This is a genomic window from Nocardioides sp. InS609-2 (assembly GCF_023208195.1).
Lineage (GTDB): Bacteria > Actinomycetota > Actinomycetes > Propionibacteriales > Nocardioidaceae > Nocardioides.
Genome location: NZ_CP060034.1, coordinates 3,988,487 through 4,002,879, shown reverse-complemented (window position 1 = coordinate 4,002,879; position 14,393 = coordinate 3,988,487). Strand labels below are relative to the sequence as shown.

8 protein-coding genes are annotated in these 14,393 nt (G+C 69.1%); 7 read left to right on the top strand and 1 reads right to left on the bottom strand.

Features of this window, described 5'->3' with window-relative positions:
- The first annotated feature begins 27 nt into the window (after positions 1 to 27).
- Together H4Q84_RS20525 and H4Q84_RS20520 are read left to right on the top strand one after the other, a co-directional pair.
- The gene (locus H4Q84_RS20525) at positions 28 to 216 is read left to right on the top strand and encodes a hypothetical protein (protein ID WP_248580923.1); all 189 of its coding nucleotides are present in this window, start codon (positions 28 to 30) and stop codon (positions 214 to 216) included.
- Positions 213 to 1,868, top strand: coding sequence for a thiamine pyrophosphate-binding protein (locus H4Q84_RS20520; protein ID WP_248580922.1), 1,656 nt, complete (start codon positions 213 to 215; stop codon positions 1,866 to 1,868). The genes H4Q84_RS20525 and H4Q84_RS20520 overlap by 4 nt, the downstream gene beginning before the upstream one ends.
- 49 nt (positions 1,869 to 1,917) lie before the next feature.
- Here the strand turns inward: H4Q84_RS20520 and H4Q84_RS20515 are convergent, their stop codons facing one another.
- Complete coding sequence (locus H4Q84_RS20515; RefSeq protein ID WP_248580921.1) at positions 1,918 to 4,200, bottom strand: catalase; 2,283 nt, start codon at positions 4,198 to 4,200, stop codon at positions 1,918 to 1,920.
- Between the two features lie 160 nt (positions 4,201 to 4,360).
- On the opposite strand from H4Q84_RS20515, the gene H4Q84_RS20510 reads away from it, so the two are divergent.
- The 5 genes from H4Q84_RS20510 (at position 4,361) to H4Q84_RS20490 (ending at position 14,343) form a co-directional block, all read left to right on the top strand.
- On the top strand, positions 4,361 to 5,752 hold the full coding sequence (locus H4Q84_RS20510; RefSeq protein WP_248580920.1) for a glutamate--cysteine ligase: 1,392 nt from the start codon (positions 4,361 to 4,363) through the stop codon (positions 5,750 to 5,752).
- Between the two features lie 82 nt (positions 5,753 to 5,834).
- Positions 5,835 to 6,623 (top strand): siderophore-interacting protein, encoded by a 789-nt coding sequence (locus H4Q84_RS20505; RefSeq protein ID WP_248580919.1) that lies wholly within the window; start codon positions 5,835 to 5,837, stop codon positions 6,621 to 6,623.
- A 228-nt stretch (positions 6,624 to 6,851) separates the two neighbouring features.
- Positions 6,852 to 12,464 carry an ExeM/NucH family extracellular endonuclease gene (locus tag H4Q84_RS20500; protein WP_248580918.1) on the top strand — a complete coding sequence of 1,871 codons (5,613 nt, stop codon included), beginning with the start codon at positions 6,852 to 6,854 and terminating at the stop codon, positions 12,462 to 12,464.
- An 84-nt stretch (positions 12,465 to 12,548) separates the two neighbouring features.
- The gene (locus tag H4Q84_RS20495; RefSeq protein ID WP_248580917.1) at positions 12,549 to 12,686 is read left to right on the top strand and encodes a hypothetical protein; all 138 of its coding nucleotides are present in this window, start codon (positions 12,549 to 12,551) and stop codon (positions 12,684 to 12,686) included.
- A gap of 19 nt (positions 12,687 to 12,705) precedes the next feature.
- On the top strand, positions 12,706 to 14,343 hold the full coding sequence (locus H4Q84_RS20490; RefSeq protein ID WP_248580916.1) for an ABC-F family ATP-binding cassette domain-containing protein: 1,638 nt from the start codon (positions 12,706 to 12,708) through the stop codon (positions 14,341 to 14,343).
- Positions 14,344 to 14,393 lie beyond the last annotated feature (50 nt).

Genomic DNA, 14,393 nt, shown 5'->3' with positions numbered 1-14,393 from the left:
CGGTCGCCCGGGCGGGTACCGGTCCACATGGACACTTCGACACCGGGCCAGGACAAGCCGATAGATCTGGAGGGCGTGCCCGAGGGTGAGGACATCAACCCCACCGACGCCGCCCGACGGACCAGCCTCGATCCCGAGGACCAGCCGAACCATCCCGACCTACCGCATGCGGAGGACCCGCTCACCGTCGACGAGGACGCCGACGACACGGAATGAGTGACCAGCGGATCGTCGCCGACGTGATGGTCGAGCGCCTGCGAGCCTGGGGCGTGAGCCGGCTGTTCGGCTACTCCGGCGACGGGATCAACTCGTTCATGGGCGCCCTGCGACGAGCAGGCGGACCCACGCTGGTGCAGGCCCGACACGAGGAGAACGCGGCACTGATGGCCGTCGGTCACGCTAAGTACACCGGCGAGACAGGGGTGATGGTCAGCACCCAGGGCCCCGGTGCCGTGCATCTCCTCAATGGGCTGTACGACGCCAAGCTCGACCACGTCCCGGTCGTCGCCATCGTCGGTCAACAGCAGACCAGCGTGCTCGGGTCGGAGTACCAGCAGGAGATCGACCTCCAGAGCCTCTTCAAGGACGTGTCGGCACAGTTCCTCCAGACAATGCTGTCCCCCGAGCAGGCACCGATGGTCATCGACCGGGCGTTCCGCACGGCGCGGACGACCCGGTCACCGTGCGTCGTGGTCATTCCCCACGACGTGCAGCAGGAGCCGATGCCAGAAGACCTCCCGCACGAGCACGGCGTCATGGTCACGGCACCCGGCTGGAACCGCCCTCACGTCCTGCCACACGCTGAGGACCTCCAGCGCGCCGCCGACGTCCTCAACGCTGGCGAGCGGGTGGCCCTTCTGGTCGGGCAGGGTGTCCGCGACGCGGGTGACGTCGTCCGCGCGGTCGCCGAGCGGCTGGACGCCGGAGTCACGACGAGCCTGCTCGGCAAGCCGTGGTGGGATGAGTCGCTGCCCTACAGCTGCGGGGTCATGGGCCACCTCGGCAACCGCTACCCGGTGGAGGTCGGGCTCACCGGCGACGCCACGGACACGTTGTCGGCCCTTCTTCCCCTGATCCACCAGAGGTCCCCCGGACCCTGGATCGACCAGGTCCGCGGCTGGGTCGACGAGTGGCATGACCTCGCCGAGCGTCGAGCCGGGATGAATGCCGACCCGCTCAGTCCCGAGCTGGTCGTCCGCGCGCTGAGCGACCGGTTGCCCAACGACGCCCTCGTCAGTGTCGATGTCGGATCCGTGACCTACTGGTACGCGCGTCACCTGCGTCTTCCTCCCGGCGTGCCGGCCCACCTGTCATCGACCCTGGCCACCATGGGATCGGCTGTTCCCTACGGATTGGCGGCCAAGCTGTCCGCTCCAAGGCGTCCCGTCGTAGCCCTGTCGGGTGACGGCGCCATGCAGATGAACGGCATCGCCGAGCTCGTCACGGTGGCGCACCGCTGGCGCGACTGGGCCGACCCGCGTTTCGTGGTGCTGGTCCTGCACAACCGCGACCTCGCCGAGGTGACGTGGGAGCAGCGCGAGATGGAGGGCGAGCCGCGGTTCGACGAGAGTCAGGACCTGCCTTCCTTCCCCTACGCGGCGTACGCCGAGCTGCTGGGGCTCCGCGGCATCCGGGTGACGGAGCCCGGCGAGGTCGATGCGGCCTGGGAGGCCGCACTGTCGTCCGACCGACCGGTGGTCATCGAGGCCCTCACCGGTCCCGACACACCTCTCCTCCCGCCGTTCCCCGCCGGTCGCGAGAAGCTGGAGACGTTCCACGCGGGCCTCGACGCGGAAGGCCCCGCAGGGCAGCACGCCCGAGCGCTGCTGGACGAGCAGGCGAGCATGGAGGGGCACCGCCGGTCGTGAGCCCGGGTTCGCCGCCGGCGACGGCAGCGCACCCGGACCCACCGATGGGTCACCGGGTGGTGCCGAAGCGCTCCCAGACACGGTGTGCGCCGATCAGCTCCTGCACCTCGGCCAGCACCGACGCTCCGTCATCACCCGTCACGACCCCCGGCCCGGTGCAGCCGGCCGCTTCCAGCACGGCGACGCCCTCGCCCCAGGCCCCGATCGCCTTCGAGTGCCTGAAGCCCTCCTCGACGAGCAGCGCCACGCGCGGGTCGGTGGCGGCAGCGGCAGCGCCGCTTGTCTTGGTGTCGCGGGCGACAAGGGCGTCGGGAGCGGGTGCGGCAGCACCTGCGACGAGCACGGCGTCGAACTCGACCGAACGTGCCGTGCCGAACGTGCGTTGTGCCACCAACCCGCCGCCGAGGTCACCGCCGTGGGGTCCGATCACCAACGGGAGCATTCCCGCAGCCAGCACCGCACGGCGTACCTCGTCGACCGACGCGAGGTCCCCATCGGGGTCGGCCACGATGCCGATCACGCGGCCGTCCGCGGGCCACGTGTCACCGAGCTGCGAGAGAGCAGGACTGGCGTCGGGCTCGTCGTACTCGACGGTGCGCTTCGGGACGGGAAGGCCGAGGCCCTGGGCGACCTTGGCGCAGAGGTCGCCGTCGATGTTCGCGAGTGCCAGGAGCTGGCGCTCCTTGACGGCCTGCTCGTAGCACTTGCCGAGCTCGAAGGTGTAGGCCAGCACGATGTGCTCCTGCTCGACCGGGGTCATGCTCTTCCAGAACAACCGGACCTGGCTGAAGTGGTCGTCGTACGACGCGGGGTTCTCCCGCACCTTCGTCGCCTCAGGCACCGTCACCGGCAGGTCCGTGAACGCTCCGTCCTCGGAGCCGGCGAAGAACGGGCAGCCTCCGTCGAGCGAGTTGGGCTTGTACGGCGCCACCCCGACGTGGTCGGCGTGCTGGTGGAATCCGTCGCGCAGCAGGTCGTTGACCGGAGCATGCGGCCGGTTGATCGGGATCTGGGAGAAGTTCGGTCCGCCGAGCCGGGTCAACTGCGTGTCGACGTAGGAGAAGAGCCGCGCCTGCAGCAGCGGGTCGTCGGTGACGTCGATGCCGGGCGGCAGGTTGCCGACGTGGAACGCCACCTGCTCCGTCTCAGCGAAGTAGTTCGTCGGGTTGTGGGTCAGCGTCATCATGCCGATGGGCTGCACCGGCGCCAGCTCTTCGGGCACGAGCTTGGTCGGGTCGAGCAGGTCGATGCCCTCGAACATCTGGTCCGGGACGTCGGCGAACACCTGGATGCCCAGCTCCCAGGCGGGGTAGGCGCCTGACTCGATGGCGTCGGCCAGGTCGCGGCGGTGGAAGTCGGGGTCGAGACCGCCGAGCATCTGCGCCTCCTCCCAGACCAGGGAGTGCACGCCGAGTCGGGGCTTCCAGTGGAACTTCACCAGCGACGTCTCGCCGTCGGCGTTCAGACAACGGAAGGTGTGGACCCCGAAGCCCTCCATGGTCCGGTAGGAGCGCGGGATGCCGCGGTCGGACATGTTCCAGATGGTGTGGTGCTGCGCCTCGGTGTGCAGTGACGCGAAGTCCCAGAAGGTGTCGTGCGCGCTCTGCGCCTGCGGGATCTCCCGATCGGGGTGCGGCTTGGCCGCGTGGATGACGTCGGGGAACTTGATGCCGTCCTGGATGAAGAACACCGGGATGTTGTTGCCGATGAGGTCGAAGGTGCCTTCCTCGGTGTAGAACTTCGTCGCGAAGCCGCGGGTGTCACGCACGGTGTCGGCCGAGCCCCGCGATCCCAGGACCGTCGAGAACCGGACGAAGACCGCCGTCTCCTTGTCCTCGGCGAGGAAGCCGGCGGTGGTCACCGTGTCGGCGTTGCCGTAGCCCACGAAGATCCCGTGGGCACCGGCACCGCGCGCGTGGACGACGCGCTCGGGAATGCGCTCGTGGTCGAAGTGGGTGATCTTCTCGCGCAGGTGATGGTCCTGCAGCAGCGTGGGGCCTCGCGAACCGGCCTTCAGCGAGTGGTCGGTGTCCCGCAGTCGCGCGCCCTGCGACGTTGTCAGGAACTCGCCCTGCTGTGCGCGGACCGTCGGCTCCTCACCCTCGACGGCGCCGGTGGCGCTGCGGACCTCGGGGGCTCCGTGGTCGGGTTTCGGAGCCAGCGGACCACGCGGCGTGGTCGGCTCCTCCAACGTCGGGGGCTCCCTGCCGGGTGCGCCCGGCACCGGCTTCTCCAGGAGAGACGCTGCCTTGTCGGCGATCGCGCCGGCCGTGTTCTTGGCGGCCTTCTTCGCCGCCTTCTTCGCTGTGCTGGCGGGCTTCTTGGCGCTCATGACCGACTCCTGAGAGGCTGGGTGGTGGGTGACCTTCAGGTACCCCGTCCGGCGGGAGTCACTCGACCGGGAGCAGTCGTCTCAGCGGCTGATGTTGAGGCAGACCCGGAGCGCTGCGATCAAGGTCGGCGTGGCAGTGGTCGCAGCGAGTCCGAGCAGGTTGCCGATCGAACGGCCGTACAGGCGGTTGGCGAGCTCCGTAGCCTTCGTGCCGGAAGTCCTCGGTCTGATCGTTGTAGTCGCCGGTGAGCGTTATGTTGTCGTCTTGACCATGCACCCCAGCCTGAGTCGTCGTCGCGTCACCCCTCCCCCTTCTCATCACCCAGAGCTTCGCCACAGCTACAGGTCTGCCGAGGAGCGGCAGCGGCGAAAAGCAGAGAAATCGCTGAGAGACACCGCTACGGAGGTGCCTCTTCCGCCGACATCCCAGGAGGATCCACTCGTGGCGGTTCGACAGCTCGGAGTCGAGGAAGAACTCATCCTGGTCGACTCCTGCGGCGCACCGAGCGCCGGATCCGCGCAGGTCCTCGCCAGCTGTACGACGATCGCTCCCGACCTCGAGGACGTCACGCTCGTCCAGGAGTTCTTCCAAGCTCAGGTCGAGATCGTCACAGCGCCGGCACGGCTGCTCGAGGACATCGGGACGCGTCTGCGCCGCGCCCGTTCCGTGCTTGCCAGAGCGGCGGGACAGACAGGTCTCTCGCCGCTCGCCGTCGGTGGCCCGGTTGTCGACGCACCGAATGGCCCGCTGGTTCCGAGCGAACGCTTCGAGCGCATCGGTCACACCTATGCGGGAGTCGCTGCCGACTCGCTCATGTGCGCGCTGCAGGTGCACGTGGAGGTCGAGGATCGAGACGAGGGGATCGGCGTCATCGACCGGGTACGGCCGTGGGCGCCGCTGTTGCTCGCGATCAGCACCAACTCGCCTTTCTGGCACGGACGCGACACGGGCTTTGCGAGCTGGCGCTTCCAGGTGTGGAACATGTGGCCGAGCGCCGGCCCGAAGGAGCTTTTCGGCGATCTCGCGACGTACGACGCCTTCACGGCACGGATGGTCACGAGCGGGGCCGTCCTCGACGTGGGACTGCTCAACCTCGACGTTCGCCTGTCCGCTCGCTATCCCACGGTGGAGTTCCGGGTGGCCGATGTCTGCACATCCGTCGACGACGCCCTCGTCGTCGCCGCACTGTGCCGGGCACTGACCGAGACGGCTGCGCGCGAATGTCGCCGAGGCGTAGCCCCGGCACCGTGGCGAGTCGACCAGCTGCGCGCAGGGGCTTGGCGTGCCGCCCGCTTCGGACTGAATGACACGCTGCTCAGTCCCCTGGACGGAACCCCGGTGCCAGCGTCGGCAGCCTTGTCTGCGCTGCTTCGTCACACGGCACCCGCGCTCGAGGATGCCGGCGATCTTGGCTTTGTCACAGCTGCCCTGCAGCGGCTCGCTGAAGTCGGCACAGGAGCCGACCGTCAGCGAGCCGCCTTCGCGCAGCACGGCGATGTCGCGGCGCTCGTGGAGCAACTGGGCCGTTGGACCGTCGAAGGAGTTGAGTAAAGCGGCGCCTCACATTCGTCGGCCACGATTGTTTAGGTTAGGCTCCCCTAAATTTGACGAATGGGGCGAGATGTACGCACGAGTGACGACAACGCAGCAGCTGACGCCGAGCCTGGTCCGGGTGGTGCTCGGCGGCGGCGACCTGGCCGCCCTGTCGATGCCGGACGCGACGGATGCCTACGTGAACGTGGCGATACCTCCGCCGGGCGCGCCGTACGACGACATCTTCGTCCCTGCCGACGTACGCGAGCGCTTCCCGAAGGAGACGTGGCCGGCGCGGCGTCGCTACACGGTCCGCTCGTGGGATCCGACCGCGCAGGTGCTCACGCTCGACTTCGTCGTGCACGGCGACACCGGGGTGGCGGGTCCCTGGGCGGCGGGGGTCCAGGTGGGCGACGTCCTGGTCTTCGAGGGACCGAACGGCGGTTACCTCCCCGACGCCGACGCCGACTGGCACCTGATGGTCGGCGACGAGTCGGCCCTGCCGGCGATCGCGGCATCGCTGGAGATCCTGACGCCCGGCGCCAAGGCCGTGGTCCGGCTCGTCTGTGACGGTCCGGCGCACGAGCTCGAGCTGAGCAGCCCCGGCGAGGTCGACCTGCTGTGGCTGCATCGTGCAGGCGTTGCCAGCGACGAGGACCTGCTGGTCTCGTCCGTGAAGGTGGCCGCCTTCCCCGAAGGACGTGTGCATGCGTTCGTCCACGGCGAAGCCGTCGAGATCCGCGAGATCCGCAGGCACCTGCTCGTCGACCGCGGTCTGACGCGCGCCGACATGTCCTGTTCGCCGTACTGGCGGCGCGACATGGCCGACGAGGCCTGGCGAGCGGTCAAGCGCGACTTCGTCGCCGCCATGGAGACCGAGGTCGCCTGACAACGGGCACGGAGTTCGGAGCATGACCGGGTCGCCGGACAGCGCTCCGGTAGATCCACGGACGGCTCAGGTGGCGGTCTTGAGCACAGAACGATCTCCGGGCGTGCGGGCACCTTCATCGGTGGTTTCCGAACCGTTCACGTGAGGGTCTGGATTCGCCTGCAGCGTCGGCTTATGGTCAGCGCACCCCACGCTCGCCCACCCGTTTTCCGGACCGGAGACTTCTTCATGCCTGCTCGCAAGAGACTCGCTGCGGCCCTCAGCCTCGGCGTGGCCTTCACCGGCCTTCAGCTCGTTTCAGCACCCTCCGCCACAGCCGTCAGCACCGGCCTCGTCATCAGCGAGGTCTACGGAGGAGGTGGCAACACCGGCGCGGTCTACACCAACGACTACGTCGAGCTGTCCAACGCGACCGCAAGCGCGATCCCGGTCGATGGCATGTCCGTCCAGTACCGGAGCGGAACCAACACCGGCACCGGCGTCGTCGCCCTCACCGGCTCGGTCCCGGCCAACGGCCGGTACCTGGTCCAGCTCGCCGCAGGCACCACGGTCACCAACAAGCCCCTGCCGACGCCGGACGCCACGAACAACGGCGTCAACATGTCGGGGACTGCCGGCACCGTCTTTCTTGCGAACGGGACGTCGGTGATCACGCTGGTCGCGGGCGACAACAAGTCGACGGCTGGGGTCGTGGACCTCGTGGGGTACGCCTCCACCACGTACGAGACGACTACGGCGGCGGGTCTGTCCAACACGACCGTGCTGACCCGCACCGCAGCCGACAACGACGTCAACAGCGCGGAGTTCAGCGCAGGCACGACCTTCACCCCGACCAACGCCGCGGGCGAGACCGCGCCGCCCACGCCGGCGCTTGCCGCGACCGACCCCGGTGACAAGACCTGGTTCGTCGGCACCCCGATCCCCACCATCACGCTCGCCGCCGTCGGCGGCACCGGGTCCTACACCTGGCAGGCCACCGGCCTTCCCGCTGGCGTAACCCTGACCGGCAACCAGATCTCGGGCACCCCGACGACGGCGGTCGGCGCGACCGACGTCGTTCTGACGGTCACGGACTCGGCGACCCCGACTCCGGGCACCGACACCGAGACCTTCGCGTTCACCGTCGAGCAAGCACTCGAGACGCAGCCCATCGCCGCGATCCAGGGCACCGGCCCGGCCTCACCGGTCGTGGGCACCACCGTCACGACAGAGGGCGTCGTCACCGCGCTCTACCGCACTGGCGGTCTGAACGGCATGTTCATCCAGACGGGCGGCACCGGCGGCAGCCCCGACGCCACACCCGATGCCTCGGACGCGATCTTCGTGTACGGCAGCCCCAACATGGGCGGCATCCCGGCCGGGATCGCGATCGGCGACTCGGTCGAGGTGACCGGCACTGTCAGCGAGTTCAACAAGTCCACCCAGATCACCCCGGCCCTCAACGGCACCGGCGTGGTCGAGCTCGACACGCCTCTCGCAGCCGTGACGGCACGCGCGATCGCCTACCCGACGACCGAGGTCGCCCGCGAAGCGCAGGAGGGCATGCTGCTGGCGCCGACCGACGACCTGGCCGTCACCAACGTCTTCAGCACCAACCGGTACGCCGAGATCGGTCTCGCCACAGGCGGCACGCCCTTGGTCCAGCCGAGCGAGGTCAAGCGGGCGAACGACGCCGCTGGCCTGGCCGCGGTGAAGGCTGACAACGCCGCGCGCGCTGTCACCCTCGACGACGCGTCGTCGTTCGACTTCCTGCCGTTCGCCAACCGCGAGAACATGAACACCCCGCTGCCGTACCTCTCGAAGACCAACCCGATCCGGGTCGGCGCCTCGGCGACGTTCAACCAGCCGGTCATCCTCGAGTACCGCAACAACGTGTGGAAGTTCCAGCCGCGCCAGCAGGTGACCGGCGACGGGACCGACGTGGTGACCTTCGAGGACACCCGCACCGGCAATCTCGCGCCGGAGCTCGTCCCCGGGGACCTGAAGCTCGCCACGTTCAACGTCCTGAACTACTTCAACACCACCGGCGAGCAGTACGTCGCCAACGGCGCGGCGCAGACTCCGCCGGTCAACACCGCGTGCTCCTACTACCTGGACCGTGAGAACAACCCGATCGCGAACAACACGTGCGGTGTCGTGAGCAACGGCACCAACGCCGGCAACGGCCCGCGGGGTGCGGCCAACCAGCAGAACTTCCTGCGCCAGCAGTCCAAGATCGTGACTGCGATCAACGCCCTCGGCGCCGACGTCGTGGCGCTGGAGGAGATCGAGAACTCGATCAAGCTCGTCGGCGAGGGCAACAACCGCGACGACGCGCTCTCCGCGCTGGTGAAGGCCTTGAACGCCGCGGCCGGCCCCGGCACCTGGCGCTTCGTGACCAGCCCGACCGAGTCCGTCCAGACCGGTGCGGTCGCCCTTCAGGACGTCATCCGCTCCGCGTTCATCTACAAGCCGGCCACCGTCACGCCGGTGGGCATCTCGGACCTCTACCTCGACGAGTCCGCCAACGCGACCAGCAGTACGCCGGCCGGCGTGTTCTCCAACGCCCGCGAGCCCCTCGCCCAGGCGTTCAAGCCGAAGGGCGCCCTGGACTCCAAGGCGTTCGCGGTGGTCGCCAACCACTTCAAGTCCAAGGGCGACAGCAACCCGCCCGCGACAGGCGACAACGCCAACGGCGAGCAGGGCGCGTTCAGCGGCGACCGTGTCCGTCAGGCCACGAAGCTGACCCAGTTCGCGAACGCCTTCGCCGAGGCGCGTGGCATCGAGGCGGTGTTCCTCGCAGGAGACTTCAACTCCTACACCGAGGAGGACCCGATGCACGTCCTCTACGACGCGGGCTACGACCCCATCGAGTCGCCCGACGAGGAGACCTACTCCTTCAGCGGTCTCTCCGGGTCGCTCGACCACGTGCTCGGCAACGCTGCCGCGATGGACATGGTCGTCGGCGCCGACGTCTGGGACATCAACGCCAGTGAGTCGGTGGCATTCCAGTACAGCCGCTACAACTACAACGCCAAGGACTTCTGGCAGGGCGACCTGCCGTTCGCGGCCTCCGACCACAACCCGGAGATCGTCGGCATCGACCTGCCGTCGTACGGCACGAACTACTCGACCATCCAGCTCGTGGCGACCAACGACTTCCACGGTCGCCTGCTGGCCGACGGACCAGGCGGCGCCGGTGCGGCCGTGCTGGCCGGTGCGGTCGACCAAATGCGCGCGGACAACCCCGACACCGTCTTCGCGGCTGCCGGTGACCTGATCGGTGCGTCGACGTTCGAGTCGTTCATCCAGATCGACGAGCCGACCATCGAGGCGCTCAACGAGGCCGGCCTGGAGGTGTCGGCCGCGGGCAACCACGAGTTCGACCAGGGCTACGCCGACTTCACCGGTCGGGTCCAGGACCACGCCGACTGGGAGTACATCGCTGCCAACGTGGAGGAGCCGAACGGTCAGGACAAGCTCGCCGAGACCTGGACCAAGACGTTCGACACCGAAGCCGGCGACATCAAGGTCGGCTTCGTGGGTGCGGTCACCGAGGACCTGCCGTCGCTGGTCTCGCCCGCGGGCATCCAGGGCGTCACCGTCACCGACATCGTCGACGCGACCAACGAGGCGGCTGACGACCTCAAGGCCGATGGTGCCGACCTCGTCGTACTCCTGGTCCACGAGGGGGCGTCGCAGGCTACCTACGCGTCGGCAACCAATGAGAACACGGCATTCGGCCACATCGTCAACAACGTCGACGGTGACGTCGACGCGATCGTGTCCGGCCACACGCACCTCGCCTACAACTTCGCCGTCCCCGTGCCCGCCTGGGTCAACCGGGTCGTGAAGAAGCGCCCGGTCGTCTCGGCCGGCCAGTACGGCACCAACCTCAACCAGCTGGGGTTCACCTACGACAACGCCCGCGGCCGGCTCGTCGCCGTGTCCCAGGACATCGTCGGCGTCGCCGGTGCCGGCTTCGAGCCCGACGCGGAGGTCGCCGCCACCGTCGCGGCCGCCAGGGCGCAGGCCGACGTGCTCGGTGCCGTGGTGGTCGGCAAGATCGCGGCTCCGTTCAACCGGGCGAAGCTCGGCGACGGGACCACCGAGAACCGTGGCGGCGAGTCCACTCTCGGCAACCTGGTGGCCGAGGTCCAGCGCTGGGCCACCCGGACCCCCGAGGCCGGCGCAGCCAAGATCGCCTTCATGAATCCTGGTGGTCTGCGGGCCGACATGGTCGGCACGGTCGTGGGCGCCTCTCGCGACCTGACCTACAAACAGGCCGCCGTGGTCCAGCCGTTCGCCAACACCCTGGTGAACATGGACCTGACCGGTGCCCAGATCGAGAAGGTGCTCGAGCAGCAGTGGCAGCGTGACGGCAGCGGCAACGTGCCGTCGCGCGCGTTCCTGCGGCTGGGTGTCTCTAGGGGCTTCACCTACACCTACTCCCAGTACGACGACCCGGCGAAGCCCGGTCAGAAGCTGGGCGAGGTCAACGGGATGTGGCTCGATGGCGTGCCGCTCGACCCCACGTCGACGTACTCGGTCACCGTGAACTCCTTCCTCGCCTCGGGCGGGGACAACTTCTTCGAACTCAACAACGGGACCGGAAGGGCCGACACCGGCAAGGTCGACCTGCAGGCGATGGTCGACTACCTCAAGGCGAACGCCACCGACACGCCGCTCCCGGTCAAGTACGACCAGCGGGCCGTCGGGGCCACCTTCCCGGCCGGTGCTCCGGCGAGCTACGCGCCGGGTGCCCACGTGACCTTCGATGTGTCGTCGTGGTCGATGTCGACGGCTGCTGACGCCAAGGACAGCGAGCTGCAGGTCAAGCTCGGCGACCAGGTGCTCAGGACCTTCCCGGTCAACTCGACCATCGGTACGGCGCAGACCGACGAATACGGCACGGCCAGTGTCGACGTCGTCCTGCCGGCCGGCACGACGGGCGGAGCGAAGAGCCTCACGCTCGTGGGTCCGACGACCGGCACGCAGATCCAGGTGCCGATCGAGGTCGAGAGCACGACGAACGCGTCGACGGTCTCGGCCGCCAACCTGTCGGTGACGTACGGCGACGCGGCCACCGTCTCGGTGACCGTCACGAACGGCGCCACCGGAACCGTCCAGGTCCTGAACGGCTCCGAGGTCCTCGGCACCGGCACCGTCAGCAACGGTGCGGCGAGCGTGACGCTCGCCGCGAAGTCGCTGGCACCCGGGGCGCACACCCTCAAGGTGAAGTACCTCGGCGACTCGACGTACGAGCCCTCCGAGAGCACCTTCACCGTCACGGTCGCCAAGGCCTCCTCGACGGTCTCGGCGGGCAACGTGTCGATGACCTACGGCAAGTCGGCCACTGTCCCGGTGACCGTCACCAGCGGCGCCACTGGCACCGTGCGGGTCCTCGACGGCACGACGGTCCTCGGCACCGGCAGCATCAGCAACGGAAAGACGAGCGTCACGCTCCCCGCCACGTCGCTGCCGCCCGGGTCGCACACCCTCACGGTGAGCTACGCCGGCGACGCGTCGTACCAGCCGTCGCAGGGCACCTTCACGGCGACGGTCGCCAAAGGCGTCGCGAATCTCGACGTCACGGTGTCGCCGGAGGTCGTGAAGGTCGACACGGGCCGCGCCAAGGTGAAGATCCGGGTCACCGCCGAGGGCACCACGCCCACCGGCACGGTCGTCGTGAAGATCCCGGGTGGCAAGGAGCTGACGGCCACCCTGGTCGACGGCAAGGCCACGGTGAAGCTGCCGAAGTTCAACAAGCCCGGCAAGAAGAAGCTGACCATCACCTACCTCGGCAGCACCTTGGTGGAGTCGGCGCAGGTCAAGGACGCGGTCAAGGTCGTCAGGCGCTGACCTGACGATCCAGCAGCATCCCGAAGCGGGAGCAGGTCCTCGGACCGGCTCCCGCTTCGCACGTCTGGTGCGTAGATTCCTGGCATGACGACCCGCATCTCCCACTGGATCGACGGCCGCCCGACCGAAGGCACGTCCGGCCGCACCTCCCCCGTGTTCACGTCGCGCTGGCCCGACCCGGCCACCTCCAGCGTCGACCTGGGCTTTCCGCGGACCCGCTGACACGCCCTATGCTGCGGCGGTGAGTGGCACTCTGGTAGCGAAGGACCTGGCCGGGGGCCACGGACACCGCACCCTCTTCGAGTCCCTGAATCTGACCGTCGCCCCGGGTGACGTGGTCGGGGTGGTCGGCGCCAACGGTGCCGGCAAGTCCACCCTTCTGCGGCTGCTCGCCGGCGCGGCCGAGCCGATGGCGGGCACCGTCTCCGCTGCTCCCGCCGACGCGCTCGTCGGCTGGCTGCCACAGGAGCACGAACGGGTCCCCGGCGAGACCGTCGCCGGCTACCTCGCGCGTCGTACCGGTGCGGCAGCCGCGACGACGGCGATGGAGGACGGCGCCGCTGCGCTGGAGCAGGGTGGATCCGGAGCAGACGACGAGTACGCCGCGGCGCTGGACCACTGGCTCGCCAGCGGAGCACCCGACCTGGACGACCGCATCCCCGCCACCCTGGCCGACCTCGGTCTGGTCGTCGGCGCCGACGCGCTGATGACGTCGCTCTCCGGTGGCCAGGCCGCCCGGGTGGCGCTCGCAGCGCTGCTGCTGAGCCGCTTCGACGTCGTACTGCTCGACGAGCCGACCAACGACCTCGACCTCGACGGCCTCGAGCGGCTGGAGTCGTTCGTGCGCGGCCTCCGCGCCGGCGTCGTGCTGGTCTCCCACGACCGGGAGTTCCTGGCCCGCTGCGTCACCCGCATCGTCGAGCTCGACCTCGCCCAGCACCAGGTCGCGGTCTACGACGGCGGGTACGACGCGTTCCTCGAGGAGCGTGACGTCGCGCGACGGCACGCGCGCGAGGCCTACGAGCAGTTCGCAGACAAGAAGTCCGACCTGCAGGCGCGAGCGCGGACCCAACGGGAGTGGAGCTCCCAGGGTGTCCGCAACGCGATGAAGAAGTCGCCCGACAACGACAAGATCCGGCGCCGCGCCCAGACCGAGTCGTCGGAGAAGCAGGCGCAGAAGGTGCGCCAGATGGAGTCGCGGATCGCGCGCCTCGACGAGGTCGAGGAGCCGCGCAAGGAGTGGGTCCTGCACTTCGACATCGCCCCGGCGCCGCGTGCCTCCAGCGTCGTCGCCACCCTCGACGGCGCGACTGCACGCCGGGGCGACTTCGTCCTCGGCCCGGTCTCGGCGCAGGTCAGTGCCGGCGACCGCATCGGCATCACCGGCCCCAACGGGGCCGGCAAGACCACACTGCTGCGCCTGCTTCTCGGCCACGACGCACCGGACGAGGGTCGTGCCTCCCGGGGCGCCAGCGTCGCCGTGGGCGAGATCGACCAGGCCCGCACCTCGCTCGTCGAGGACGTGCCGCTCGGCGACGCATTCGAGGCCGCCGTACCGGCCATGACCGCAGCAGAGGTGCGCACGCTGCTGGCGAAGTTCGGGCTCAAGGCCGACCAGGTCGCGAGTCTCGTGGGACGACTCTCCCCCGGCGAGCGCACCCGGGCCGCGATGGCGCTGCTCCAGGCCCGCGGGGTGAGCCTGCTCGTCCTCGACGAGCCGACCAACCACCTCGACCTGCCCGCGATCGAGCAGCTCGAGCGGGCCCTGGACAGGTACGACGGCACGTTGCTGCTGGTCTCCCACGACCGACGGCTGCTGGAGAACGTCCGGCTGGACCAGCGGTGGGACGTCGACGGCGGCCGGGTGACCGTGCACTGAACGGGCGCGCTCGAACGATCTGAGAGCCGGTCCACGTGGCGTCGCCCAGG